The sequence below is a fragment of the Bacillus sp. N1(2025) genome (genome assembly GCF_053470005.1).
In genome coordinates this window covers 87,429-111,347 of sequence record NZ_JBLTJB010000009.1, presented here as the reverse complement: position 1 = coordinate 111,347, position 23,919 = coordinate 87,429, and the positions used below count along the sequence as shown (strand labels likewise).

The window sequence follows — 23,919 nt, the reverse complement described above, 5'->3', positions numbered from 1 at the left end:
AAGATAGACAAAAACAAATTCATCACGCACAAATATACAAAGTTGAAAAATGGATGAAAAGTTTCTTTAGGGAAACATTATTAGTTGACTTCAAAAGTGTGATGTCGGATAATAAGAATGTAAGTTTTTCCTCCTTAGCAGATTCGTTTCTTAAGCCAGGGCGAATCTGCTTTTTTTATGCAAAAAAACCCCTCTGTAAGGGGTTTTTTACGATAAATGAAGTTTAATAGAATTAATGTACGGCTCTGAATACGCCGATAACTTTCCCCAAAATGCTTACGTTTTGCAGGATAATCGGCTCCATCGTCGGATTTTCCGGCTGCAGCCGCACATAATTGTCTTCTTTATAGAAGCGCTTAACCGTCGCTTCATCATCTTCGGTCATAGCTACGACGATTTCTCCGTTATTGGCCGTGTTCTGCTGTTTGACGATGACGTAATCTTTGTCAAAAATGCCGGCGTCAATCATACTTTCTCCCATGATTTCTAACATAAAGACATGTTCGCCCGGAGGAACCATCCGGTCAGGAAGCGGAAAATACTCGTCGATATTTTCAACAGCCGTAATCGGAATACCCGCCGTCACTTTCCCGATGACCGGAACGTTTACGACCTGGCTTTTCGGAATTTGGACTTCTTCTTCATCCAATACCTCAATCGCTCTCGGTTTAGTAGGGTCCCGTCTGATCAGGCCTTTTGTCTCCAGCCGCGCCAAATGGCCGTGCACGGTTGAACTGGAAGCCAGTCCTACTGCTTCTCCTATCTCTCTTACAGAAGGCGGATATCCTTTCGTTTTTACCTCTTCTTTAATAAAACGCAGGATATCAAGCTGCCTTTTTGATAGCTTCGTCATATTTCGCACCTCAAAACGTCGATTTTAAGTAGATTATAGCATGATTTTCCTGACAGTACAAACATAGGTTCGAAAAAACGATTGACAGAAACATTTGTTCGTATATACTGAAAGGTATAAAAAGCGAACAAACATTCTTATTGGAGGTTGTTTACATGGCGAAAGAATCTATCATATTTGTCGGACTGTTTACTGCGATTTTAAGTGCCGCTATTTTACTTGTCTCATGTGCGGGAAATGATCAGTCCCTCAGCCAATATGTTAAAATAAAGGTTCAGGACGGCGATACACTCTGGTCACTTGCGGATCATGTAGCAGAAAAGAAACACATTAATAAAGAAGATTTCATTGAGTGGGTGACGGAGAATAATCATCTCCAAACTGCTGATATAAAGCCCGGAGACGAACTTATTCTTCCGGTTAAGAAGAAGCATCCGGCCGTATATCAGCTGGCCATTGTCAATTAGAGAGGAAAGAGAGAAATGAAGGCGCTCATTTATGCCCGCGTAAGCACAAACAAAGAACAGCAGCAAACGTCATTAAAAAGACAGGAAGAGGAGCTCAGTGAGATCGCTGCTGCAAACGGCATGGAAGTCGTGAAAGTCATTTCTGAGAAAGCCAGCGGTTACGAAATGGACCGCGACGGAGTATTTGAAATGCTTGATGAAATTAAAAAATCACATATTGACGCGATATTGGTGCAGGACGAAACGAGATTGGGAAGAGGAAACGCCAAGATTGCGCTTTTGCATTGCATTTACAGGGAGAACGTAAAGATATATACGACGGCTCATAAAGGTGAACTGGAGCTTTCCGAAGCTGATACGATGGTACTTGAAATCGTCAGTATTGTTGAGGAATATCAAAGGAAAATTCACAATATGAAAATCCGGCGGGGAATGAAAAGAGCCGTGAAAAACGGCTACAAACCTGAACGGAATCTGAAAAACAGGCATGAAAACAGCGGAAAAGAAAAAAAAGAGGTTCCGGTTTCGGAAATTATCAGGCTGAGAGCCAACAAGCTTACCTTTGCAGAAATCGCAGCGACCTTAAGAGGATTCGGCTATGATGTGTCCAAAGCCACGGTTCACCGGCGGTTTCAGGAATATACCGCAGATACAGAAGGCAGCTGACGCGCATCAGTTGTAAAAAAGACTGCGTTTTAGTAGTATATAATCAACACGCACCAAAGGAGCTTATTATGATTTCTAAAGAAAAAATCGCAAGAATTAACGAATTGGCTCAAAAAGCTAAATCAAACACAATAACGGATGAGGAAAAAGCTGAACAGCAAAAGCTTCGCCAGGAATATTTGAAAGGATTCCGCTCCTCAATGAAAAATACGTTAAAGAGCGTAAAAGTGATTGATCCGGAAGGCAACGATGTCACCCCTGAAAAATTAAAAAGAGAACAACAGAAAAATAATCTTCATTAAACAGAAAGAATACGGCAATACGTATTCTTTTTTCGTATATACTAATATCAGGATGTGCTTTACGACAATTTTCAACAAGTTTATCTCAAATTTAAGCTGAAAGAGTTGAGAAAAAGTCAGCATCGCTTTATGATGAAAAGGTACAACAATAAGGAAGGGGATTATAATGGATACAATTGAAAAGAAATCAGTTGCCACCATTCGTACACTATCTATAGACGCAATTGAAAAAGCGAATTCCGGACATCCGGGCATGCCGATGGGAGCCGCTCCGATGGCATATACGCTGTGGACGAAATTTATGAATGTAAATCCGCAGAATCCGGGCTGGTTTAACCGCGACCGCTTTGTTTTATCAGCAGGCCACGGTTCAATGCTTTTATACAGCATGCTGCATTTAAGCGGATATGACCTCAGCATTGAAGACTTGAAACAGTTCCGTCAATGGGGAAGCAAAACACCGGGACATCCGGAGTTCGGGCACACAGCCGGAGTAGACGCTACGACCGGACCGCTTGGACAGGGTATTGCAATGGCAGTGGGAATGGCAATTGCAGAACGCCATCTGGCTGAGACATATAACCGTGATTCATTCAACGTAGTTGATCATTATACATACAGTATTTGCGGAGACGGCGATTTAATGGAAGGCATTTCTTCCGAAGCAGCTTCTCTTGCAGGCCATCTTGAATTAGGCCGTCTGATCGTATTATACGATTCTAATGACATTTCCTTAGACGGCGATTTAGACCGTTCTTTCTCTGAAAATGTAAAGCAGCGTTTTGAAGCAATGAACTGGGAAGTTCTTTATGTTGAGGACGGAAACAACATCGCTGAATTGACGGCTGCAATTGAAAAAGCGCGCCAGAATGATAAAAAACCGACATTGATCGAAGTGAAAACGACAATCGGTTTCGGTTCTCCAAACCGCGCGGGCACATCCGGCGTTCACGGCGCTCCGTTAGGACAAGAAGAGAGCAAGCTGACAAAAGAAGCGTATGCTTGGACGTTTGAAGAAGATTTTTATGTTCCGGAAGAAGTATACGGGCATTTCAATCAAGCTGTAAAAGAAGCCGGCTCGAAAAAAGAACAGGAATGGAATGAACTGTTCGCGGCTTATAAAGAAAAATATCCTGAGCTTGCTGAACAGCTGTCACTCGGCATGAAAGGCGAGCTTCCTAAAGACTGGGATCAGGAAGTTCCCGTTTATGAAAAAGGCAGCAGCATTGCTTCCCGTGCATCTTCAGGTGAGGTGCTGAACGGGATCGCCAAGAAAATTCCTTTCTTTGTCGGGGGATCTGCTGACCTTGCGGGTTCAAATAAAACGACAATCAAAAATGGAGGAGACTTCACGGCCAAAGACTACGCCGGGAAAAACTTCTGGTTCGGTGTCCGTGAATTTGCGATGGGCGCTGCATTAAACGGAATGGCGCTTCACGGCGGCCTCCGCGTATTCGGCGGCACATTCTTTGTGTTCTCTGATTATTTAAGACCTGCCATTCGTCTGGCGTCATTGATGGGTCTTCCCGTCACTTATGTATTCACACATGACAGTATTGCCGTAGGAGAGGACGGGCCGACTCACGAACCGATTGAGCAGCTTGCTTCTTTACGCGCACTTCCTAACCTTTCTGTGATCAGACCTGCTGACGGAAATGAAACCGCAGCTGCATGGAAGGTTGCCGTTCAAAGCCAAGATCATCCGACAGCTCTTGTATTGACACGCCAAAACCTGCCGACGATTGATCAGCAGGCTGAAGAAGCGTATGCGGGCGTGGATAAAGGGGCTTATATCGTTTCCAAAGCCCAAACAGAATCACCGGCCGCTCTTCTTTTAGCGACAGGTTCTGAAGTCGGACTTGCGATCGAAGCTCAAGCGAAACTGGCTGAAGAAAACATTCACGTATCTGTAGTCAGCATGCCGAGCTGGGACCGCTTTGAAAAACAATCGGCCGAGTACAAAAACAGCGTGCTTCCTCCGAATGTGACGAAACGTCTTGCGATCGAAATGGGTTCAAGCTTCGGATGGGGCAAATTTACCGGTCTTGAAGGAGACGTTCTCGCAATTGACCGTTTCGGTGCTTCAGCTCCGGGAGAAACAATTATGAAAGAATACGGGTTTACTGCAGAAAACGTGGTTGACCGCGTGAAAAAACTTTTAAACAAATAACGAGACAAAAGAGGATGAGTCAAATCATCCTCTTTTTCCTGTTTATGCGACAAAAATAGAAGGGGCGGCATAACAGTAATAGACAATTCTTTCTTTTCTCCTTTTGTATAATAGAAAGCAATAACGAAGCGCTGTAAAAGGGGATGAGGAAATGGAACGTCATTACTATACGCACCTGATAAAGGATGAGTTTGCGAACCACTACTTCGGGCGGGAAACGGCTATGTTTGAGTTGTTTCGAGACTATCATTGGACAGATCTGACACCCCAGGAATATCAAATGACAGAAAAGCAAGTTCAATATATAACGGAACCGATTCCGGTGATACATATGCATCAGCGTCTCCAGCTGCATTTAAACCGAATGAGTTACAGCCGTTTGGATTCCATTTACCGGCTTACACTGCCCGGAGAAAAGGGCCGCGCCACCTTCATGATGAAAGACAGTTTAATTGAGATTGCAGCTTCGGGAGATTATGAGGCGGAAACGATTTTCTTTGAGATTCTGCGTAAAATCAGCCCCTGTTTTCTTGCAATGGATTTCAAGACACGGCGCTACGGGTGGTTAAATCCGGTCAGAGAAAGAAATTTTGTCTAAAAACGAGGAAAAAGAGATGTAAATGTTGTATAATAGCCTTTGGTTTAGTACACTTTAAACTAGACAACATGAAGGAGGAAATAAAATGACTTTATGGGTTGGCATCCTAGTGGGCGTTGTCGCATTGCTCATAGGTGTTGCACTCGGGTTTTTTATTGCTCGTAAATATATGATGAGCTATTTGAAAAAGAATCCGCCTATTAATGAACAAATGTTACGCATGATGATGATGCAAATGGGAATGAAACCTTCTCAAAAGAAAATTAATCAAATGATGAAAGCCATGAATAATCAAGCGAAATAATACGTACAGATTATGATATAGAGATACATGGTTATAAAAATAAAAAACCCGGAGAGGGTTTTTTATTTTGGCGTCATGTTTCACCCCAACTGCCGGTGTGCAGTTCTTTTTGATATTGTATGAGAAGGTGGTCAAGCTCCTGGCTGAGTTCTATCGTAATGTTTGATGTCATTCCGTTTGTCATGACGATTTTAAGCAGCTCTGCCCGTTTTTTTTCAATTTCATTTAATAGATGCTCTCTAATCACAGGGATATATCCTTTCATACATAAATCTTTCACCTGAGTCGCTATTATTATATCCACATTTATACTGTTTTTCAAATAAGAAGGAGTATAATATCTCGATGTCAAATTAAATTATATAAGCTTTTTCTATAAAAAGTAATCCTTCTCGGGAAAGTGTTAAAAAAATGAAATGATTTTGTCATAACTCGAAGGGAGTGTGTCATCGTGAGTTTTAATTACTTTCTGACGTTTGGGGCCGGATTTCTGTCTTTCATTTCTCCATGCTGTCTGCCGTTGTACCCCGCCTTTTTATCTTACATAACTGGTGTCAGTATGGACGAGGTGAAAACAGAAAAGGTGATGCTGCAAAAGCGCGGCCTCGTGCATACACTTTGTTTTTTGCTTGGTTTCTCCGTGATTTTTATCGCATTGGGATATGGAACTTCATTTATCGGCAGTTTTTTCACCCAATATCATGAAGCGATCCGCCAGTTTGGCGCTATCATGCTGATCCTTTTCGGGCTGATTACTGCCGGTGTGTTTCAGCCGAAATTCATGATGAAAGAGCGGCGCATTCACTTTAAGCGCCGTCCGGAGGGGTTTATCGGTTCGGTTCTGATCGGTCTTGCGTTTGCAGCCGGCTGGTCGCCGTGCAGCGGGCCCATTTTAGGAGCGGTATTTTCGCTGGCCAATACAAATCCTTCTTCAGCAGTGCCGTATATGTTTTTATATGTTCTCGGATTTGCGATTCCTTTTCTTGTTCTTTCATTTTTTATTACCAGAATGAATTGGATTCGCAAGCATCAGCTGCTTATCATGAAAATCGGCGGCATTCTTATGATTCTGATCGGAGTTATGCTGTTTTTTAACTGGATGAGCTACATTCTGATCGTTCTGTCAAATCTTTTCGGAGGATTTACGGGTCTGTAACGGATTAATAACTTTTGAACTATTATATACCCTTTTGTTTTTGGTACAATAAGACTAGTTAATGTTAAATATGTGGAGGGGAATATGACACGAGTTTTAGTTGTAGATGACGCCAAGTTCATGAGGGTGAAAATCAGAGAGATTCTGGAATCGGCGAATTACACAGTGGCCGGGGAAGCGGCTGACGGGGAGGAAGCTCTGGCAGTATATCAAAAAATCCGTCCCGACCTGGTGACTATGGATATTACCATGCCGGTCAAAAACGGTATACAGGCGCTGCAGGATATTTTAGCTTTTGACCCGAAAGCCCGGATCATCATGTGCACCGCCATGCGGCAGCAGCGGATCGTTCTGGAAGCTATTGAATTAGGCGCTAAAGACTTTATCGTTAAACCGTTTGAAGCATCTAAAGTGCTGGAAGCCGTAGGGCGGGTAACGGGAACGTAAACGTGTTCTCTTTTCAAATTGGTTTTTTTTATGTTTTTGGAGTATAGTATATAGTATCAAACTCCGTGCAAGCAAAGGAATGATAAAGATGATGATTATAATTTCATCCGTTATTGCAGCGGCCATGGCAATTTCCGTGATGATCGTCAGGATTAAATCCTCCGACAAGCCCGCTTCACCTAAAAAAATAATTCTCCCGCCGATTTTCATGAGTACGGGAGCGCTTATGTTCCTTTTTCCGATTTTCAGAGTGACGGGCGAAGAATTTTTGGAGGCCATTACGCTGGGCGTAATCTTCTCTATTTTTCTGATTAAAACATCTAAATTTGAGATTAAAAATAATGAAATCTATTTAAAACGGTCAAAAGCGTTTGTGTTTATCCTGATTGGTTTGCTGGTTATCAGAATCGCTATGAAATCCATTTTGAGCACGACGATTGATTACGGAGCTTTAAGCGGAATGTTTTGGATTCTGGCTTTCGGAATGATTGTCCCGTGGCGCATCGCGATGTTTTTGTCTTACCGCAAACTTTCGAATGAACTGAAGACCGCTGATATTCAGATGAATTAAAACCTTTCCGTCCGCCGGAAAGGTTTTTTATTTGAGCAGGGCTTGATAAGGAGTAAGATCAATCTGTTTTTCACGGAGATGCTTTTTTAAAAATTGATGATCACGCTTAGGAGTGGCCAGTATGTAACCCCTGATGATTAAATCACGGTTTATTTGTTCAGCTTCCTCCGCTAAGGAAAGTTCACCGATTTTTCCGGCGATTTTCGCTTTGGCTACATCCCGAAAGAGCTCCGGCACGGGGGCGACCAGTTCATCCAAAAACGCCTTGTCACCCTCATTCCATAAGTGCCTGCTTTTTTCAATATAATAGTCCTGCCAATCCAGTTCTGACCGGCCGTCTTCTTTCGGTAAGCGTTTTAAAAATTTTCGAAACATAAAAAACCCGCCGATAGACAGCAATCCGATCATCACGATGACCCAAAATAAAATAAACCACATAAACCAGCCTTCCAGCATTGTTCTATCTCCTCCTTACTTTAACCATATTGTAAACGAAGACAGAATAGAAGAACACATGAAAAAAAGAATAGAAAAAATGATAGATGTCCAGTCATTCCGGTTGCTAGAACATATTCTATCGTATAGTGATTCTGCTATTTGGCCATGGGAGATTCACTTTGAGGGTATATGACTGATATGACCGGACAAAAAAGCCGCTTCCATTGAGGGATGAAAGCGGCTTTTTTATGTTATAGAGGAAATTGAAAGGAAAAAGAGGCAGGAGTCTCATTTGGCTCCTTGTTCATGGAGACGGTCAGAATATGGTTGGTGAAATCAGTGAAAATATGTTTGTCATTCAGATAAAAAGGAAGCATCATTTGTTTGTTTAACGTCCGTTCAAGCGTTTTAACAGAGAGCATAAACTCATTTCCCGAAAGAGTGACGGTTATCGCTTGCACCTGCTTCAGCGCCGTCAGGTCGGCTTCAATGATATATTGACGGCTTGTTTCATATAGATCGATCGGCAGCGTCTCGTCATACCAAGCATACGGGTCCTCGTAAAACTGCCGCAGCCATTCTTCCGTATCATCAAATTCTTCAGCGTTTTTTGAGTGATTCATGGAAGCATCCCTCCATATTAAAAAGCCTTACTATAACGTATGCAGAAGCTTTGAATGGGTGAATGGCACAAAAAAACAGACACCGGGGTCTGTTTTACATATCGTGGCTTGTATTATGTTTTTGTCTTGTATGGTTGCGGTTTTTCACTTTTTTGCTTCCGCTCAGCGGTTCCGGCTGGCCGGGGTTATGGCCCTTCGGAGCATTTTTATGCATATCTTTACTCGTATTTTTATTTGTCATGTTAAAGCCTCCTTTTTAAGGTGTTCCGGCTATTGGTTTGTTTTTCTTTTTTTATTGTTCTGCCGTTCTTCTTCCGTCAGGACGAGCTGGTCATTTTCTATATAACCCGCGCCTTTTCCTTGGCTTTTCGCATCATTCATGCCGTTAATCACATGATTGGCTTTCCGTTTTACCATGATCATCACCTCAACATTAATATGGCTCTTTACAGCCCGTTGTATGAGGCGGAAAATCGGACAAAATTTACCGAAAATCACGCTGATAAGACGATCTTATTGTATTTAATAAAAACATTGATATTTACTTATGTATGATTTTATACTAAGATGAAATTGTGAGAAAATTGTGATGGAATGTGAACATTCATCTAAAGAACGATCTTGATCATTGAAGGGGGATTTTGGAGAATGACAAATCAGCAAAAAGTCGCAACACAAGACGTTTTCCAAGCAAGAAAAACATTTTCTTCAAATGGGAAAACATACAACTACTATTCATTAAAAGCATTGGAAGACGCAGGGGTCGGCAATGTTTCAAAACTTCCTTATTCTATTAAGGTTCTTTTGGAATCTGTTTTGCGTCAGGTAGACGGACGTGTCATTACAAAAGAACATGTTGAAAATTTAGCAAGATGGGGTACTGCTGAATTAAAAGATATCGATGTGCCGTTTAAACCGTCACGGGTTATTCTACAGGACTTTACCGGCGTTCCGGCCGTAGTTGACCTGGCATCTTTAAGAAAAGCCATGGCCTCTGTTGGCGGAGACCCTGATAAAATCAATCCTGAAATTCCGGTTGACCTGGTCATTGACCACTCCGTACAAGTCGACAAAGCCGGTACGGAAGACGCGTTAGCCATTAATATGGACTTAGAATTCGAAAGAAATGCAGAACGTTATAAATTTTTGAGCTGGGCAAAGAAAGCGTTTAACAATTATCAGGCTGTTCCGCCTGCAACAGGTATCGTTCACCAGGTAAACCTTGAGTTTTTGGCAAGTGTCGTTCATACGAAAGAGGAAGACGGAGAACTTGTGACATATCCTGATACATTGGTGGGAACAGATTCCCATACAACAATGATTAACGGAATCGGCGTCCTCGGCTGGGGTGTCGGCGGTATTGAGGCGGAAGCGGGAATGCTCGGCCAGCCTTCATATTTCCCTGTTCCTGAGGTCATCGGCGCGAAACTTGTCGGAAAATTGCCTAACGGAACGACGGCGACTGACTTGGCGCTGAAAGTCACTCAAGTGCTGCGCGAAAAAGGCGTAGTCAATAAATTTGTTGAATTCTTCGGTCCTGGTGTTGCTGAGCTTCCGCTTGCGGATCGGGCGACTATTGCCAATATGGCGCCGGAATACGGAGCGACTTGCGGATTCTTCCCTGTTGACGAGGAAGCACTTTCTTACCTGCGTCTGACCGGCCGTGAAGAAGAGCAGATCGATATTGTGGAAGCATACTGCCGCAACAATGGTTTATTCTATACGCCTGACGCGGAAGAGCCGATTTTTACAGACGTTGTGGAAATTGATCTGTCAAAAATCGAAGCGAACCTTTCAGGACCGAAACGTCCGCAGGATTTAATCCCGCTTTCCGTTATGCAGGAAACGTTTAAAAAACATCTTGTCAGCCCGGCCGGCAACCAAGGATTCGGAGCGGATGCTGCTGAAGAGAACAAAGAAATTTCATTTAAACTTAACAGCGGTGAAGATGCGGTTATGAAAACAGGGGCGATTGCAATCGCCGCTATTACAAGCTGTACGAATACATCAAACCCTTATGTATTAATCGGTGCCGGATTGGTAGCCAAAAAAGCGGTAGAATTAGGCTTGAAAGTGCCGAATTATGTTAAAACATCACTTGCACCGGGGTCTAAGGTTGTTACTGGATACTTAGTCAACTCAGGCCTGCTTCCTTACATGAAGGAGCTCGGCTTTAACCTCGTAGGGTATGGCTGTACGACATGTATCGGGAACTCCGGCCCGCTTTCTCCAGAGATTGAAGAAGCGGTTGCCAAAAATGATCTCTTGATCACTTCTGTCTTGTCGGGTAACAGAAACTTTGAAGGCCGGATCCATCCGCTTGTCAAAGGAAACTACCTTGCGTCACCTCCGCTTGTTGTCGCATACGCATTAGCAGGCACTGTGAATATCAACCTAAAAACGGATCCGATCGGTGTCGGAAATGACGGACAAAATGTTTATTTCGATGACATCTGGCCGTCCATGGATGAAATCAATTCTCTCGTCAAACAGACTGTTACGCCGGAATTATTCCGCAAAGAGTATGAAACAGTATTTGACGACAACCAGCGCTGGAACGAAATCGAAACGACGGATGAAGCGCTGTACAAGTGGGATCAGGATTCCACTTACATTCAAAACCCGCCGTTCTTTGAGGAAATGTCTGTAGAGCCTGGAAAAGTTGAGCCTTTAAGAGGACTTCGCGTTGTCGGCAAATTCGGCGATTCCGTGACGACTGACCACATTTCTCCGGCCGGAGCGATCGGAAAAGACACACCGGCGGGCAAATACCTGCAGGAAAAAGGCGTTTCTCCTCGTGACTTTAACTCTTACGGCTCACGCCGCGGAAACCATGAAGTCATGATGAGAGGAACATTCGCCAATATCCGCATTAAAAACCAAATCGCACCGGGTACAGAAGGCGGATACACAACACATTGGCCTACCGGGAAAGTGACATCTATTTATGATGCCTGCATGCGGTATAAAGAAGATAAAACGGGTCTTGTCGTCCTGGCCGGAAAAGATTACGGAATGGGCTCTTCACGTGACTGGGCTGCAAAAGGAACAAACCTGCTCGGCATCAGAACAGTCATTGCCGAAAGCTTTGAAAGAATTCACAGAAGCAACCTCGTCTTCATGGGTGTGCTGCCGCTTCAGTTCAAACAGGGTGAAAACGCGGATACACTCGGCTTAACCGGTAAGGAAGTCATCGAGGTGGATGTTGATGAATCTGTACGTCCGCGCGACTTGCTGACTGTCAGAGCAATCAGTGAAGACGGTACGGTAAAAACATTTGAAGTTGTTGTCCGTTTTGACAGTGAAGTGGAAATTGATTACTATCGCCACGGCGGCATTTTACAAATGGTGCTTCGCGATAAAATGAAACAGTAGCAGAATGAACAAAGGAGAGAAAGCAGTCTGCTTTCTCTCTTTTTATGCGGGAGGCCTTGAGATGCTTGCGAAATGGCTGGGCGGAATATTACTTATCGGGTTGTTAGTGTATGCGGGCTGGAACATTTATTCTGTACAAAAAAGTCCGAAAGAAGGGACAGAAGAAGGGATGAAAGCCCCTGACTTTACACTTGATACATTGTCAGGAAAAAGCATCTCCCTTTCTGATTATAAAGGAAAAAAAGTGCTCCTCAATTTCTGGGCGACGTGGTGCAAGCCGTGCCGAATGGAAATGCCCGATATGCAGGAGCTGCAGAAAGAATATCCTGATATTGCGGTAGCAGCCGTTAATTTTACGTCCTCTGAAAAAAATATACAGGCTGTGAAATTATTTGCTGATCATTATCAGCTGACATTTCCTATTCTGATTGACAAAAGCGGAATTAACGGAGATTTCAACGTGCTTTCTTATCCGACAACATACATATTAGACGAAAAAGGAACCATTCAGCATATTCGCGTAGGCACAATGACAAAAAAAGAAATGAAAGAAAAACTGGATCTCGAATAGAGGTTCAGTTTTTTTATTGTGAAGGGCTTAGGTTTTGAAAAATTGGAAAAAATGAATGAAAACACGGAGGTGAGAAGATTGAAAAAAATGCGAAAACGTTCTTTTCATGAATTGGTTATGGAAAATAAACGTGAGCTGATGACCAATACGGAATATTTGAATCAGCTTGAAGAAAAGCTGGAGCAGCGGTTCAAACAAAAATAACCTTTAATTTGCAGTCATGTTTGCACCTCCTTTTGCAAAATATACTCTTAAGGAGGGATGAACATGGGCATAAACAAGAAAGACGGCCAGCCGCAATACGCTCCGAGCCACTTAGGGACAAAACCCGTTAAATATAAACGCAACAAAGGGGAAAAGTTTCATGACAAGTCAAACGGACATCCGATTGTCATGCAGACGAAAGGCGAATAACATCATCAAAGGAGAGCAGACATTATGACAAACAATTATCAAAAACCGAATCCGGATGACCGTTCCGATAACGTTGAAAAGCTGCAGGATATGGTGCAGAATACAATTGAAAATATAGAAGAAGCCAAAGAATCAATGGAATTTGCGACAGATGAGGAAAAACAGCGCATTCAAGAGAAGAATGCCAGACGCAATGAAAGCATTGAATCGTTCCGCAGTGAAATCCAGGATGAATCGGCTGCAAGAGAAAACGGCTATCAATCATAATAAAAACCAGGGAAACCTGGTTTTTTTCTCTTTCCGGCTCGTTGTGATAAAATGGGGCTAATCTGATAATAAGGGAGCAGAGAACGTTGCATGTGTCAAAAAAAGAAATAGAAGTGCGTTATGCGGAAACAGATCAAATGGGCATCGTCTATCATGCCAATTACTTAGTCTGGATGGAGGTCGGCAGAACGGCGCTGATTAAGGAACTCGGATTCCTTTACAAGGATATGGAAGGTAGAGGAGTGCTGTCCCCTGTATTGGATATCAGCATTTCTTATAAAAAGCCGCTCCGCTACGGAGAAACGGCTGTCGTACATACTTGGATTGAAGAATATAACGGATTTAAAACCGTTTACGGCTACCACATCTATAATCCGGATCAAGAACTTGCCATCAAAGCGACATCCTCTCATATATGCGTTGATAAAGAGAGCTTCAAACCGATTCAGTTTCGCAAAGCTTTTCCTGATTGGCATGCCGCTTACGAAAAGGCAAAAAAATAAGGAGCGGCTGCAGTTATGGCATTTGGAATTACGCGTAAGGAACTGGAAAGATGGAAGCGGGATGTATCGGAAGGGAAAATCGCTTTTTTAACGCATTACTGGCTGGACGACCGCTTTCCGGAGGCTAAGACCGTGACGAAGGCCGGTTCAAGCGATCTCAATAAACTGATCAGATGGGGAGCGGAGTACGGGCTGAAGCCGGAGTGGATTCACCATAAAAATGAATTTCCCCACTTTGACCTGCTCGGTGATACGCAAAGAAGCATATTAGAAAAAGAACGTCTGACTGATCATCTCAAAAGGTTCAGGCTGTAAAAAAAAGAACGCATCCGCTGCGTTCTTTTTTTTACACATAATCAAATACCGGCTCTTCTGCCTGATCTGAATATGTGACTGACAAATCGTGATTATCAAAGTACCATAAGTCGCTTTCTTCAATAAAAAAGGTAATGCCTTCAACTTCCGTGCTGGTGCCGATGTTCATCGGCCGGTCTTTTAAAATGCCGAGAGAAAAGCCTTTCTGAACGTTGCTGCATCCCCCGTAACGGACAAAGAAACGGACATGGTCGCCTGTTTCCAGATCGAGCTCTTCTTTGTACCAATCCAGCGCGCCTTTCGTTACTTTCATGTTCATCCGGAACACTCCCTTTTTGTTTCTCATATAAAGAAATTATCTCTATTATAAACGCATATGGCATTTTGATGTCAAAATTGAAGTTTCATCAAAACCATTTGATCTTCGGTTCTGTTTTGTTTATAATCCGTTTGATGTTTGCCCTGTGTCTGTAGATAACAAACGCGGTCAAGAGCGTCACTACGACTAATAAATAAGGGTCTTTTACAAACAGACAGTAAATAATCGTATAAATCCCTGTTAACATTGAAGACAGAGAAACAAATTTCGTAAGGAATAAAAATACGAAAAATACTGCAACCATCGTAACGAATAACAGCGGAGCATAAAACAGCAGGACGCCCCCTGATGTGGCTACGGCTTTGCCTCCCTTAAACTTTGCGAACACGGGGAATACATGGCCGATTACTGCTGCCACCCCTGCGAGAAGAGGATGAATGGGGACGTGCAGCAAATATGGGAGCGCCGCGGCCAAGGTGCCTTTTAAAATATCGGCTGCGATGACAACAGATCCCGCTTTAACGCCAAGCGTGCGAAAAGCATTTGTAGCGCCCAAATTGCCGCTTCCGTGTTCTCTAATATCGATCCCTTTCGCAAGTTTGCCTACGATTAAACCTGACGGGATGCTGCCTATTACATAGGCCAAAATAATCAATAAAGCAATCAACATCTACATTTCTCCTTTTCAATGTCCCTTCACTCTATTTTAACACGAGTTGTTACCGTCTGATGACAAGTTTTTTGAGAATTAAGCTGACAAAGCGCTTTTTTTGATTCCGGTGAAGCGGTCATGTACAATATATCAAAAGGAGATGGTAAAGATGCAAAATCCTTCAAAATCAGAGATTAAAGAAATTCTGGACCGGAGCAAACGGATCGCAGTCGTCGGGCTGTCAGACCGTCCCGACCGGACTTCTTACATGGTTTCCAAAGCGATGCAGGATGAAGGGTATGAAATTATTCCCGTCAATCCAACGATTGATGAGGCGCTTGGCGTTAAAGCCGTCGCTTCATTAAAAGACGTGGAGGGACCGATTGATATCGTGAATGTGTTCAGACGCTCTGAGCAGCTTCCCGGCGTCGCTGAAGAATTTTTACAGACGGACGCTCCCGTTTTTTGGGCGCAGCAGGGTCTTGCAAATGAAGAAGCGTATCGCATGATTACAGACAAAGGACGGACGGCTGTTATGGATTTATGTATAAAAGTCGCCCGCGCTGTTATAAAATAGGAACAAAAAAGGCAAAAATCCTTGGCAAATCAGGGGTTTTTGCTTTTTTATTGAAAGAATACTCTTTGCGTATGATGATGAAACAGATACAATAAAGCATGAACAGCTTTTTTAGAAACCCCTTTATACGGGGGTTTACAGTCTGTTTGCGATGGCCGGCATAAAGCTATATAATAGAAAGCGAACTCATGTTCTTATCCGCCGAAAAGGGCACCAAAAAGATGAAAAGCCGTTCGAATGTATGTCTTACGGCCTAAAAAACGAGCCATTCGCTTAAATATGTTGCGAAATCAAGCATATTGGTTATAATTGTGAGTCCGAGGAGAATTGGACCGAAGCTTGCGCATACTGAAAAACAAAGACATGAAAACATTTAAAAAAGAGAATGATTAAGAGCAGGTTTTTTGAAAGGGGTTTGTACGTTTGGCTAGAAAACAGCAATTTGATTACAACGAAGATGCCATACAGGTGCTTGAAGGCCTGGAAGCCGTCAGAAAACGACCGGGAATGTACATCGGTTCGACGGACGCACGAGGCCTGCACCATCTGGTATATGAGATCGTCGACAATTCCGTCGATGAAGTTCTTGCCGGCTACGGAGATCATATTATCGTAACGATACATAAGGACAACAGCATCTCCGTACAGGACAGAGGACGCGGAATGCCGACCGGGATGCATAAGCTCGGAAAGCCGACGCCGGAAGTTATTTTCACCGTGCTGCATGCCGGGGGGAAATTCGGACAGGGCGGCTATAAAACAAGCGGCGGTCTGCATGGTGTCGGCGCATCTGTCGTAAACGCGTTATCGGAGTGGCTGACAGTTACTATTGAGCGTGACGGATATGTTTATAAACAGCGGTTTGAAAACGGCGGCAAGCCCGTGACTTCACTTGAAAAAATCGGAACCACCAAAAAAACGGGAACGCTTACCCATTTTAAACCTGATCCGTCAATGTTCAGCGCAACGGTTTATAATTTTGACACGCTGTCAGAACGTCTGCGCGAATCAGCTTTCTTGTTAAAAGGTTTGAAAATAGAATTAATTGATGAACGGAACGGCGTAAAAGAAGTATTTTATTATGAGAACGGAATTGAAGCATTTGTCGCTTATTTAAACGAGGAAAAAGACGCTTTATGCGAAGTGGTTTCCTTTGAAGGCGAGCATCACGACATTGAAGTCGATTTCGCGTTTCAGTTTAATGACGGGTATTCAGAAAATATGCTGTCATTCGTTAATAACGTCAGAACAAAGGACGGCGGCACCCACGAATCAGGAGCCAAAACGGCAATGACAAGAGCGTTTAACGAGTATGCGCGAAAGGTTGCCCTTTTAAAAGAGAAAGACAAGAACCTTGAAGGCGCCGATATCAGGGAAGGTTTGTCCGCAATCATTTCCGTGCGTATCCCGGAGGAACTGCTGCAATTTGAAGGCCAGACGAAAGGGAAGCTTGGAACAAGTGAGGCGAGATCCGCCGCGGATGCCGTCATTTCCGAGAATCTTGCTTATTTCCTGGAAGAAAACCGCGATACAGCAACCCTGCTTGTCAAAAAAGCGATTAAAGCAAGCCAGGCCCGTGAAGCGGCCCGTAAAGCGAGAGAAGAAGCGAGAAGCGGCAAAAAACGCAAAAAATCAGAAGCGACGCTGAGCGGAAAACTCACACCGGCCGGTTCCAGAAATCCGGCGAAGAATGAATTGTATCTTGTGGAGGGAGACTCTGCGGGAGGTTCTGCAAAACAGGGAAGAGACCGGAAATTCCAAGCCGTGCTGCCCCTTCGCGGAAAGGTCATCAACACAGAGAAAGCAAAGCTTGCAGACATCTTCAAAAATGAAGAAATCAATACGATTATTCATGCGATCGGAGGCGGTGTCGGCGCAGATTTTGAGATAGACGACATCAACTATGACAAGATCATTATCATGACGGACGCGGATACCGACGGCGCGCACATTCAAGTCTTGCTGTTAACGTTTTTCTACCGCTATATGAAACCTTTAATCGAGCACGGAAAAGTCTTTATCGCCCTTCCGCCTCTTTACAAAGTGAGCAAAGGAAGCGGTAAGAAAGAGATTATTGAATATGCTTGGTCCGACGAAGAAATGGACGGCGTTTTAAAGAAAGTCGGCAAAGGGTATACCATCCAGCGCTATAAAGGTCTGGGAGAAATGAACGCAGACCAGCTCTGGGAAACGACGATGAATCCCGAATCGCGAACGCTCGTCAGAGTCAAGATCGACGATGCGGCACGGGTAGAGCGCCGCGTAACGACATTAATGGGAGACAAAGTAGAACCGAGAAGAAAATGGATTGAAAAGAATGTTGCCTTCGGATTAGATGAGGAAAGCAATATTTTAGAAAATGAAAACTTGTCGGTCGCTGAGGAGGTTTAATAGTGGCACAGCCAGAATTATTTCATGATTTACCGTTAGAAGAAGTAATCGGCGACCGTTTCGGACGCTACAGTAAATACATTATTCAAGACAGGGCGCTGCCCGACGCTCGTGACGGTTTAAAGCCGGTGCAGCGGAGAATTTTATACGCCATGCACGCAGACGGAAATACATTCGATAAAAATTTCCGTAAAGCGGCGAAAACGGTCGGAAACGTTATCGGTAATTATCATCCGCACGGTGACAGTTCCGTTTATGAAGCGATGGTGCGGATGAGCCAGGATTGGAAAGTGCGGAATGTGCTGATTGAGATGCACGGCAACAACGGAAGCATTGACGGCGATCCGCCGGCTGCCATGCGTTATACGGAAGCGAGATTATCTTCTATCGCGTCAGAGCTTTTGCGTGATATTGATAAAAATACGGTTGAATTCGTTCCGAACTTTGATGACACTAGTAAAGAACCGGTTGTTTTGCCCGCCATGTTCCCTAACTTGCTTGTCAACGGATCAACCGGGATTTCAGCGGGCTATGCGACTGATATTCCCCCTCATCATCTGGGTGAGGTCATTGATGCCGTCATTAAACGGATTGAATCTCCGGATTGCACCGTCGATGACTTGATGCAGGTGATTAAAGGGCCTGACTTTCCGACAGGAGGCATTATTCAAGGAGTCGACGGCATTCGGAAGGCTTATGAAACCGGTAAAGGCAAAATTATTATCCGCGGCAAGGCTGAAGTGGAATCCGTAAGAGGCGGACGGGAGCAGATCGTCATTACAGAAATTCCGTTTGAAGTAAACAAAGCCAATCTCGTAAAGAAAATGGACGAATACCGCATAGACAAAAAAGTCGAAGGCATTTCTGAAGTCCGGGATGAAACTGACCGCACGGGGCTTCGGGTGGTCGTTGAGTTAAAGAAAGAAGCCGATGCAAAAGGCATCTTGAATTTCTTATATAAAAACACTGATCTGCAGACAACATATAACTTTAATATGGTCGCCATACATAACCGCCGGCCGATGCTGATGAGTCTTACAGCCATCCTGGATGCGTATATTTCCCACCAGAAGGAAGTAGTAACAAACCGCTCCGTCTTTGAATTGCAAAAAGCAAAAGAGCGGCATCACATCGTTGAAGGACTGATGAAGGCACTGTCTGTGTTAGATGAGGTCATAGCGGTCATCCGGGCAAGCAGCGACAAGAAAGATGCGAAACAAAACTTAATGTTTAAATTCGCATTTACGGAGCCGCAGGCCGAAGCGATCGTATCCTTGCAGCTGTATCGTCTGACAAACACGGATATTACGGCGCTAAAAGAGGAAGCGGAAGAGCTCAGCAAGAAAATTCAGGAGCTCGAAGCCATTTTAAGTCATGATAAAAAGCTGTTAAAAGTCATTACAAGCAGCTTGAAAAAATTGAAAAAGACCTATGCTGACAGCAGACGGTCTGTTATTGAAGAAAAGATTGAGGAAATTAAAATCAATCTTGAAGTCATGGTTGCCTCTGAGGACGTATATGTGACAGTCACAAAAGACGGCTATGTAAAACGAACAAGCCAGCGGTCATTTGCCGCTTCTAACGGCCAGGATTTCGGTATGAAGGATACTGACAGGCTGATTCACCAATTTGAAATGAATACAACGGATGTTCTCCTGCTCTTTACCAATAAGGGAAGCTATGTTTATTGTCCGGTTCACCAGCTTCCCGATATCAGGTGGAAAGACATGGGGCAGCACGTAACGAACATCATCACGATTGACCGTGATGAAACCATCGTGAAAGCTATACCGGTAAAAGAATTTGATCCATCTTCATATTTATTGTTTATGACGAAAAACGGCATGGTGAAAAGAACTGAAATGACGCATTACAAAGCGCAGCGTTACTCGAAAGCGCTTGTTGCCCTTAACCTTAAAGGGGACGACGAGCTGATTGATGTTCATGTCACAGACGGCGGCAGCCAGCTGTTTATCGCCACCCGCCTCGGGTACGGTTTATGGTTCGGTGAAGATGAAGTAAATGTAGTCGGTGCCCGTGCGGCCGGCGTAAAGGGTATAAATCTAAAAGACGGTGATACCGTCGTATCAGGACAAATCCTGCATGAGACAGATTCGCTTGTCCTCGTCACACAGCGGGGAGCAATCAAGCGGATGAACCTATCTGAATTCGAAAAAACATCCAGGGCGAAGCGCGGTGTCATCATGCTGCGTGAGCTTAAAAAGAACCCGCATCGCGCAGTCGGCGTATTCGCGTGCGCTTTAGCCGACATGATCACTGCGGAAACAGAAAAAGGCGAGAGAATCGAAATCGCCGTGAAGTCCTTGCGGGCGAATGACCGATACAGCAACGGTTCCTTCTTTACCGATGAAGCTGAGACAGGGCCGGTAACAGATGTATGGCGTATCCCCGCGTCTGATGTTTAAGAGTAAAAATAAAATAAAAAAAACCTCCGCTCATTGAGCGGAGGTTTTACTATTTAGCTTTCATGGCTGCCGAATAAGTCAGTGATAGCGTGAATGACTTCGATTCCCTGCCATACAAATAAATTCAATGCAGTGAATGAAAACAACCCTAAAATCACCATTCGTAAGATAAACAACATGTTTAACAACCTCCTCATTTTATGTTACATAGATAGGCGATGTTGAACATGAAGCTCATCGAAATACGAGGACTGATAAAATTTAGCGATTAAAAAGCTTTTCTTTCGCTGTCTTCTCCGGGAAGCGGGGCGTCTCCTGTCTGATATCACGATCAGTGAGACAGAAGCGGCAAAAAGCGCCGTCAAGATATATGAGCCCGTCAGCGATTTTTTCTCATCATCAGCATTTTGGCCGGCCTTCATTTCGTGCATTTCCTGCTGGTCGGCTACCGCTTTAAAATGATGAGCAGTATCAAACGCATGGGGAATGGAGAGCAAATGAAAGCTTGCAATCGCTAAAAATAAAATAGAAGCTTTTAAAAACAAGATTTTTTTCAAATGTTCTCCCCCCTTCATAAGTCTGAATATTTTTATTATAATACCCTAATTTAAATGTAAAGTAAACATATTTATTAAATTTAAAAAATTATTATCCTGGTTAAGTATATACCATTTCATCCATCTTTTCATCTCTTTTTTCTTAAAGACCTATTTGTTATGATATGCACTCATTCCTTATGACGTGACAACATTTTTCGGGCTGTAAGATAAAAAACGGGGCATGACAGCAAAAGACGTGATGAAGAAACCGAAACATTTTCTTAAAAAAACTTCTCAACCACTGTTGTTGTGATATAATAATACTCGTTGTGTTAAAAGATCTAACATATGCAGCAAAAATGACAGTAAAAGATATGTAAAAGGGAGGTTAAACATGGAGGCTTTCATCAGTGAAATCATAAATGTTCCAAATGATTTTATTTGGAAGTATCTTGTTTATATTTTAGTCGGGATCGGATTGTACTTTACGTTCCGTTTTCGCTTTATTCAATTCCAATACTTTATAGAAATGTTCAGAATCGTCGGGGAGAAGCCGCAAGGAAATAAAGGAGTGTCTTCAATGCAGGCATTCTTTATCTCAGCCGCTTCTCGTGTCGGAACCGGAAACTTGACCGGCGTCGCGCTGGCGATTGCAACAGGCGGTCCCGGCGCAGTATTTTGGATGTGGATCGTAGCGATTGTCGGTATGGCTTCCAGCTTTGTGGAAAGCACCTTGGCGCAGCTGTATAAAGTGCGTTCCGGTGACGAATTCCGCGGCGGTCCGGCATATTACATGGCAAAGGGACTGGGCGCCCGCTGGCTCGGTATTTTATTCGCCGTATTGATTACCGTTTCTTTCGGACTTATCTTTAACGCCGTGCAGTCAAATACGATTTCTGTCGCGTTTGACGAAGCATTCCATGTGAATAAAACAGTTATCGCAATCATTTTAGCTGTATTAACGGCTTTCATTATATTCGGCGGTCTGAAACGTGTTGTTTCCGTCTCGCAATTAATCGTTCCGGTCATGGCGGGTATGTATATTCTGATCGCGCTGTATGTCGTGATTGTAAATATTACAGCGGTACCTGAGCTGTTTGTTACGATTGTGAAAAATGCGTTCGGTCTTGAACAGATCGTCGGCGGAAGCTTAGGAAGCATCATTATTATCGGTGCGCAGCGCGGCCTGTTTTCAAACGAAGCGGGTATGGGAAGCGCGCCGAATGCCGCAGCGGCTGCACATGTGTCGCATCCGGCTAAGCAGGGATTAATTCAGACGCTCGGCGTATTTTTTGATACATTTATCGTTTGTACATCGACTGCCTTTATCATTTTATTGTACAGCTTTACGCCTAAAGGAGACGGCATTCAAGTGACGCAAGCCGCACTGCAGCACCACCTCGGCGGATGGGCGCCGACATTTATTGCGATTGCGATGTTTTTATTCGCATTCAGTTCTGTCGTCGGCAACTATTACTATGGTGAAACGAATATTGAATTTATTAAAACAAGCAAAACATGGCTTAATATTTACCGCGTATTCGTCGTAGTGATGGTGGTATACGGATGTTTGGCTGACTTCCAGATCGTCTGGGACATGGCAAACTTGTTTATGGGACTCTTGGCTCTCATTAACTTAGTGGCAATCTTATTGCTGAGTAATGTAGCCTACAAGATCTATAAGGATTATGCCGCTCAGCGCAAAAAAGGTCTTGATCCCGTATTCAAAGCCGAGAATACTCCGGAGCTCAGGCATATTGAAACATGGGCGGAAGAAGAAGGTACAAACCCCGAACGTAAGACTGCTAACTGAGGAAACATGCATACAATTTTCAAAAAACCCCTTACATTTTGTTGTGAGGGGTTTTTTTATGCGAAAAATCGGGTTATTTTTACTGAAAACAGTTTTTTTTTGAATTTGTTGTATTTTTCTCTTGTGTGTGTAAGGGCTTTCATATAAAGTTTAACTAAACCGGTTTACCAAACCGATTTAGTCTTAAAGGAAAGGAGTATTGATGTGGCTTCTGATTATGGCATTTTTACGATCGGTGATGCGATGATCACCTTAAATCCCGCAAGCACAGGGCCTTTGCGTTTTGTTACCCATTTTGAACGAAAAGCAGGAGGAGCTGAACTGAATTTTGCGATTGCATGCGCCAGATTGAATCTGCACTCAAAGTGGGTCAGCAGACTGGGGAAGGATGAGTTCGGCAGAGTGATTTATCAGTTTGCCAAAGGAGAAGGAATTGATGTGACTGACGTCTCCTATGTTGAAGGCTTTCCTACATCTTTAAATGTCAAAGAGATCAGAAATGACGGTTCAGGTAAGACGTTTTATTACCGTTTCAATTCACCAATTCTGACTCTTGCACCGGAAGATATAACAGAGAATATGTTTGCCGGCATTCACATCGTTCATCTTACCGGTGTGTTCCTCGCGCTTGATAAGAAAAACCTTGAAATTGCTGAAAGGGTGCTTTCCATCGCCAAAGCAAGGGGGATTCCCGTATCTTTTGATCCGAATATCAGGTTGAAGCTGTGGACGATTGAGGAGGCGCGTGCGGCATTTCATCAAATCTTTCCGCATACTGATATTCTTCTGGCGGGCCGGGACGAAATGAAACAGCTGACAGGTCTAGGGGAAAATGAAGCATTAGCCCGGTTTGCAGAGACCTATTCAATCTGTCAGCTTGTCATAAAAGACGGTGAAGCAGGTTCTGCGCTGTATCATGATCATAAGTGGGTTCACAAAGAGGCTTTCCCGGTTGCGCCTGTTGACACGGTAGGAGCGGGTGACGGCTTTAATGCCGGCTACCTGTACAGTTATCTGCATGGTTTTGAACCGGAAAAACGTCTGGAGTTTGCCAATGCGGTCGGTGCGCTCGTCACCACAGTTTCCGGTGACAATGAAGGGCTTCCCTATCTAGAAGAGGTTCTGTCATTTGTAAACAAAGAGACTGTGATTGAACGTTAGC

General features: G+C 43.7%; 31 protein-coding genes. 21 read left to right on the top strand and 10 right to left on the bottom strand.

Going from position 1 to position 23,919, the window contains the following annotated elements:
* Window positions 1-232: 232 nt before the first annotated feature.
* On the bottom strand, window positions 233-853 hold the full coding sequence (lexA, locus tag ACNFN4_RS17800; protein ID WP_007611720.1) for a transcriptional repressor LexA: 621 nt from the start codon (window positions 851-853) through the stop codon (window positions 233-235).
* 155 nt (window positions 854-1,008) lie between these two features.
* Between lexA and yneA the strand changes: the two genes are divergently transcribed.
* The 6 genes from yneA (at window position 1,009) to ACNFN4_RS17770 (ending at window position 5,360) form a co-directional block, all read left to right on the top strand.
* On the top strand, window positions 1,009-1,320 hold the full coding sequence (gene yneA, locus ACNFN4_RS17795) for a cell division suppressor protein YneA (protein WP_003154001.1): 312 nt from the start codon (window positions 1,009-1,011) through the stop codon (window positions 1,318-1,320).
* A 15-nt stretch (window positions 1,321-1,335) separates the two neighbouring features.
* Window positions 1,336-1,986, top strand: a complete 651-nt coding sequence (locus ACNFN4_RS17790) for a YneB family resolvase-like protein (RefSeq protein WP_021493418.1) — start codon at window positions 1,336-1,338, stop codon at window positions 1,984-1,986.
* Window positions 1,987-2,054: 68 nt separating this feature from the next.
* Window positions 2,055-2,288 carry a DUF896 domain-containing protein gene (locus ACNFN4_RS17785; RefSeq protein WP_003153997.1) on the top strand — a complete coding sequence of 78 codons (234 nt, stop codon included), beginning with the start codon at window positions 2,055-2,057 and terminating at the stop codon, window positions 2,286-2,288.
* A gap of 166 nt (window positions 2,289-2,454) precedes the next feature.
* The gene (gene tkt / locus ACNFN4_RS17780; protein WP_448200363.1) at window positions 2,455-4,458 is read left to right on the top strand and encodes a transketolase; all 2,004 of its coding nucleotides are present in this window, start codon (window positions 2,455-2,457) and stop codon (window positions 4,456-4,458) included.
* Window positions 4,459-4,609: 151 nt separating this feature from the next.
* A complete protein-coding gene (gene sirA, locus ACNFN4_RS17775; RefSeq protein WP_003153995.1) occupies window positions 4,610-5,056 on the top strand; it encodes a sporulation inhibitor of replication protein SirA in 447 nt (148 codons plus the stop codon).
* Between the two features lie 85 nt (window positions 5,057-5,141).
* Window positions 5,142-5,360, top strand: a complete 219-nt coding sequence (locus tag ACNFN4_RS17770; protein ID WP_003153994.1) for a YneF family protein — start codon at window positions 5,142-5,144, stop codon at window positions 5,358-5,360.
* A 73-nt stretch (window positions 5,361-5,433) separates the two neighbouring features.
* On the opposite strand, the gene ACNFN4_RS17765 is transcribed toward ACNFN4_RS17770, so the two are convergent.
* Window positions 5,434-5,607, bottom strand: a complete 174-nt coding sequence (locus ACNFN4_RS17765; RefSeq protein ID WP_012117647.1) for an aspartyl-phosphate phosphatase Spo0E family protein — start codon at window positions 5,605-5,607, stop codon at window positions 5,434-5,436.
* 201 nt (window positions 5,608-5,808) lie between these two features.
* Between ACNFN4_RS17765 and ACNFN4_RS17760 the strand changes: the two genes are divergently transcribed.
* The 3 genes from ACNFN4_RS17760 (at window position 5,809) to ACNFN4_RS17750 (ending at window position 7,534) form a co-directional block, all read left to right on the top strand.
* Window positions 5,809-6,516 (top strand): cytochrome c biogenesis protein CcdA, encoded by a 708-nt coding sequence (locus ACNFN4_RS17760; RefSeq protein ID WP_088056486.1) that lies wholly within the window; start codon window positions 5,809-5,811, stop codon window positions 6,514-6,516.
* A gap of 84 nt (window positions 6,517-6,600) precedes the next feature.
* On the top strand, window positions 6,601-6,963 hold the full coding sequence (locus tag ACNFN4_RS17755; protein ID WP_007410327.1) for a response regulator: 363 nt from the start codon (window positions 6,601-6,603) through the stop codon (window positions 6,961-6,963).
* A 79-nt stretch (window positions 6,964-7,042) separates the two neighbouring features.
* A complete protein-coding gene (locus tag ACNFN4_RS17750) occupies window positions 7,043-7,534 on the top strand; it encodes a CcdC family protein (RefSeq protein ID WP_007611735.1) in 492 nt (163 codons plus the stop codon).
* A 27-nt stretch (window positions 7,535-7,561) separates the two neighbouring features.
* Here the strand turns inward: ACNFN4_RS17750 and ACNFN4_RS17745 are convergent, their stop codons facing one another.
* The 4 genes from ACNFN4_RS17745 to sspO form a co-directional block, all read right to left on the bottom strand.
* The gene (locus ACNFN4_RS17745; protein ID WP_007410325.1) at window positions 7,562-7,990 is read right to left on the bottom strand and encodes a DUF2621 domain-containing protein; all 429 of its coding nucleotides are present in this window, start codon (window positions 7,988-7,990) and stop codon (window positions 7,562-7,564) included.
* Between the two features lie 233 nt (window positions 7,991-8,223).
* Window positions 8,224-8,595, bottom strand: a complete 372-nt coding sequence (locus ACNFN4_RS17740) for an Hsp20/alpha crystallin family protein (RefSeq protein WP_007410324.1) — start codon at window positions 8,593-8,595, stop codon at window positions 8,224-8,226.
* 94 nt (window positions 8,596-8,689) lie between these two features.
* Window positions 8,690-8,836 carry a small acid-soluble spore protein P gene (locus tag ACNFN4_RS17735; RefSeq protein ID WP_003153984.1) on the bottom strand — a complete coding sequence of 49 codons (147 nt, stop codon included), beginning with the start codon at window positions 8,834-8,836 and terminating at the stop codon, window positions 8,690-8,692.
* A 29-nt stretch (window positions 8,837-8,865) separates the two neighbouring features.
* Complete coding sequence (gene sspO / locus ACNFN4_RS17730) at window positions 8,866-9,012, bottom strand: acid-soluble spore protein SspO (protein WP_003153982.1); 147 nt, start codon at window positions 9,010-9,012, stop codon at window positions 8,866-8,868.
* 231 nt (window positions 9,013-9,243) lie between these two features.
* Here sspO and acnA point away from each other — a divergent pair, with 231 nt between their 5' ends.
* The 7 genes from acnA to ACNFN4_RS17695 all read left to right on the top strand — a co-directional run bounded on the left by acnA (window position 9,244) and on the right by ACNFN4_RS17695 (window position 14,040).
* Window positions 9,244-11,970: an aconitate hydratase AcnA gene (acnA, locus tag ACNFN4_RS17725; RefSeq protein ID WP_017417878.1), complete on the top strand. Its 2,727-nt coding sequence runs from the start codon at window positions 9,244-9,246 to the stop codon at window positions 11,968-11,970.
* A 61-nt stretch (window positions 11,971-12,031) separates the two neighbouring features.
* Window positions 12,032-12,541 (top strand): TlpA family protein disulfide reductase, encoded by a 510-nt coding sequence (locus ACNFN4_RS17720; RefSeq protein ID WP_017417879.1) that lies wholly within the window; start codon window positions 12,032-12,034, stop codon window positions 12,539-12,541.
* Between the two features lie 78 nt (window positions 12,542-12,619).
* Window positions 12,620-12,745: an FbpB family small basic protein gene (locus ACNFN4_RS17715; protein ID WP_012117651.1), complete on the top strand. Its 126-nt coding sequence runs from the start codon at window positions 12,620-12,622 to the stop codon at window positions 12,743-12,745.
* A gap of 63 nt (window positions 12,746-12,808) precedes the next feature.
* Complete coding sequence (locus tag ACNFN4_RS17710) at window positions 12,809-12,955, top strand: acid-soluble spore protein N (protein ID WP_003153977.1); 147 nt, start codon at window positions 12,809-12,811, stop codon at window positions 12,953-12,955.
* Between the two features lie 24 nt (window positions 12,956-12,979).
* Window positions 12,980-13,222 (top strand): small acid-soluble spore protein Tlp, encoded by a 243-nt coding sequence (gene tlp, locus ACNFN4_RS17705; RefSeq protein WP_007410320.1) that lies wholly within the window; start codon window positions 12,980-12,982, stop codon window positions 13,220-13,222.
* Between the two features lie 86 nt (window positions 13,223-13,308).
* Window positions 13,309-13,725 carry a YbgC/FadM family acyl-CoA thioesterase gene (locus tag ACNFN4_RS17700; protein ID WP_448200362.1) on the top strand — a complete coding sequence of 139 codons (417 nt, stop codon included), beginning with the start codon at window positions 13,309-13,311 and terminating at the stop codon, window positions 13,723-13,725.
* A gap of 15 nt (window positions 13,726-13,740) precedes the next feature.
* Entirely contained in the window at window positions 13,741-14,040 is a 300-nt protein-coding gene (locus tag ACNFN4_RS17695; protein ID WP_007611759.1) for a hypothetical protein, read from the top strand.
* Between the two features lie 31 nt (window positions 14,041-14,071).
* On the opposite strand, the gene ACNFN4_RS17690 is transcribed toward ACNFN4_RS17695, so the two are convergent.
* Together ACNFN4_RS17690 and plsY are read right to left on the bottom strand one after the other, a co-directional pair.
* Window positions 14,072-14,359, bottom strand: coding sequence for a HesB/YadR/YfhF family protein (locus ACNFN4_RS17690; protein WP_007410318.1), 288 nt, complete (start codon window positions 14,357-14,359; stop codon window positions 14,072-14,074).
* An 88-nt stretch (window positions 14,360-14,447) separates the two neighbouring features.
* The gene (gene plsY, locus ACNFN4_RS17685) at window positions 14,448-15,029 is read right to left on the bottom strand and encodes a glycerol-3-phosphate 1-O-acyltransferase PlsY (protein ID WP_007410317.1); all 582 of its coding nucleotides are present in this window, start codon (window positions 15,027-15,029) and stop codon (window positions 14,448-14,450) included.
* A 151-nt stretch (window positions 15,030-15,180) separates the two neighbouring features.
* Between plsY and ACNFN4_RS17680 the strand changes: the two genes are divergently transcribed.
* The 3 genes from ACNFN4_RS17680 to parC all read left to right on the top strand — a co-directional run bounded on the left by ACNFN4_RS17680 (window position 15,181) and on the right by parC (window position 20,405).
* Window positions 15,181-15,588, top strand: a complete 408-nt coding sequence (locus ACNFN4_RS17680; RefSeq protein WP_007410316.1) for a CoA-binding protein — start codon at window positions 15,181-15,183, stop codon at window positions 15,586-15,588.
* A gap of 423 nt (window positions 15,589-16,011) precedes the next feature.
* On the top strand, window positions 16,012-17,979 hold the full coding sequence (parE, locus tag ACNFN4_RS17675) for a DNA topoisomerase IV subunit B (RefSeq protein ID WP_007611767.1): 1,968 nt from the start codon (window positions 16,012-16,014) through the stop codon (window positions 17,977-17,979).
* Between the two features lie 2 nt (window positions 17,980-17,981).
* On the top strand, window positions 17,982-20,405 hold the full coding sequence (gene parC, locus ACNFN4_RS17670) for a DNA topoisomerase IV subunit A (RefSeq protein WP_094295882.1): 2,424 nt from the start codon (window positions 17,982-17,984) through the stop codon (window positions 20,403-20,405).
* A 53-nt stretch (window positions 20,406-20,458) separates the two neighbouring features.
* Here the strand turns inward: parC and ACNFN4_RS17665 are convergent, their stop codons facing one another.
* Both ACNFN4_RS17665 and ACNFN4_RS17660 read right to left on the bottom strand, forming a co-directional pair.
* On the bottom strand, window positions 20,459-20,584 hold the full coding sequence (locus ACNFN4_RS17665) for a hypothetical protein (RefSeq protein ID WP_003153957.1): 126 nt from the start codon (window positions 20,582-20,584) through the stop codon (window positions 20,459-20,461).
* 24 nt (window positions 20,585-20,608) lie between these two features.
* Window positions 20,609-20,962 carry a hypothetical protein gene (locus ACNFN4_RS17660; RefSeq protein ID WP_003153956.1) on the bottom strand — a complete coding sequence of 118 codons (354 nt, stop codon included), beginning with the start codon at window positions 20,960-20,962 and terminating at the stop codon, window positions 20,609-20,611.
* Between the two features lie 376 nt (window positions 20,963-21,338).
* Here ACNFN4_RS17660 and ACNFN4_RS17655 point away from each other — a divergent pair, with 376 nt between their 5' ends.
* Window positions 21,339-22,757 (top strand): alanine/glycine:cation symporter family protein, encoded by a 1,419-nt coding sequence (locus tag ACNFN4_RS17655; protein ID WP_021493412.1) that lies wholly within the window; start codon window positions 21,339-21,341, stop codon window positions 22,755-22,757.
* A gap of 204 nt (window positions 22,758-22,961) precedes the next feature.
* Window positions 22,962-23,918, top strand: coding sequence for a sugar kinase (locus ACNFN4_RS17650; protein ID WP_448200361.1), 957 nt, complete (start codon window positions 22,962-22,964; stop codon window positions 23,916-23,918).
* Window position 23,919: the final 1 nt, after the last annotated feature.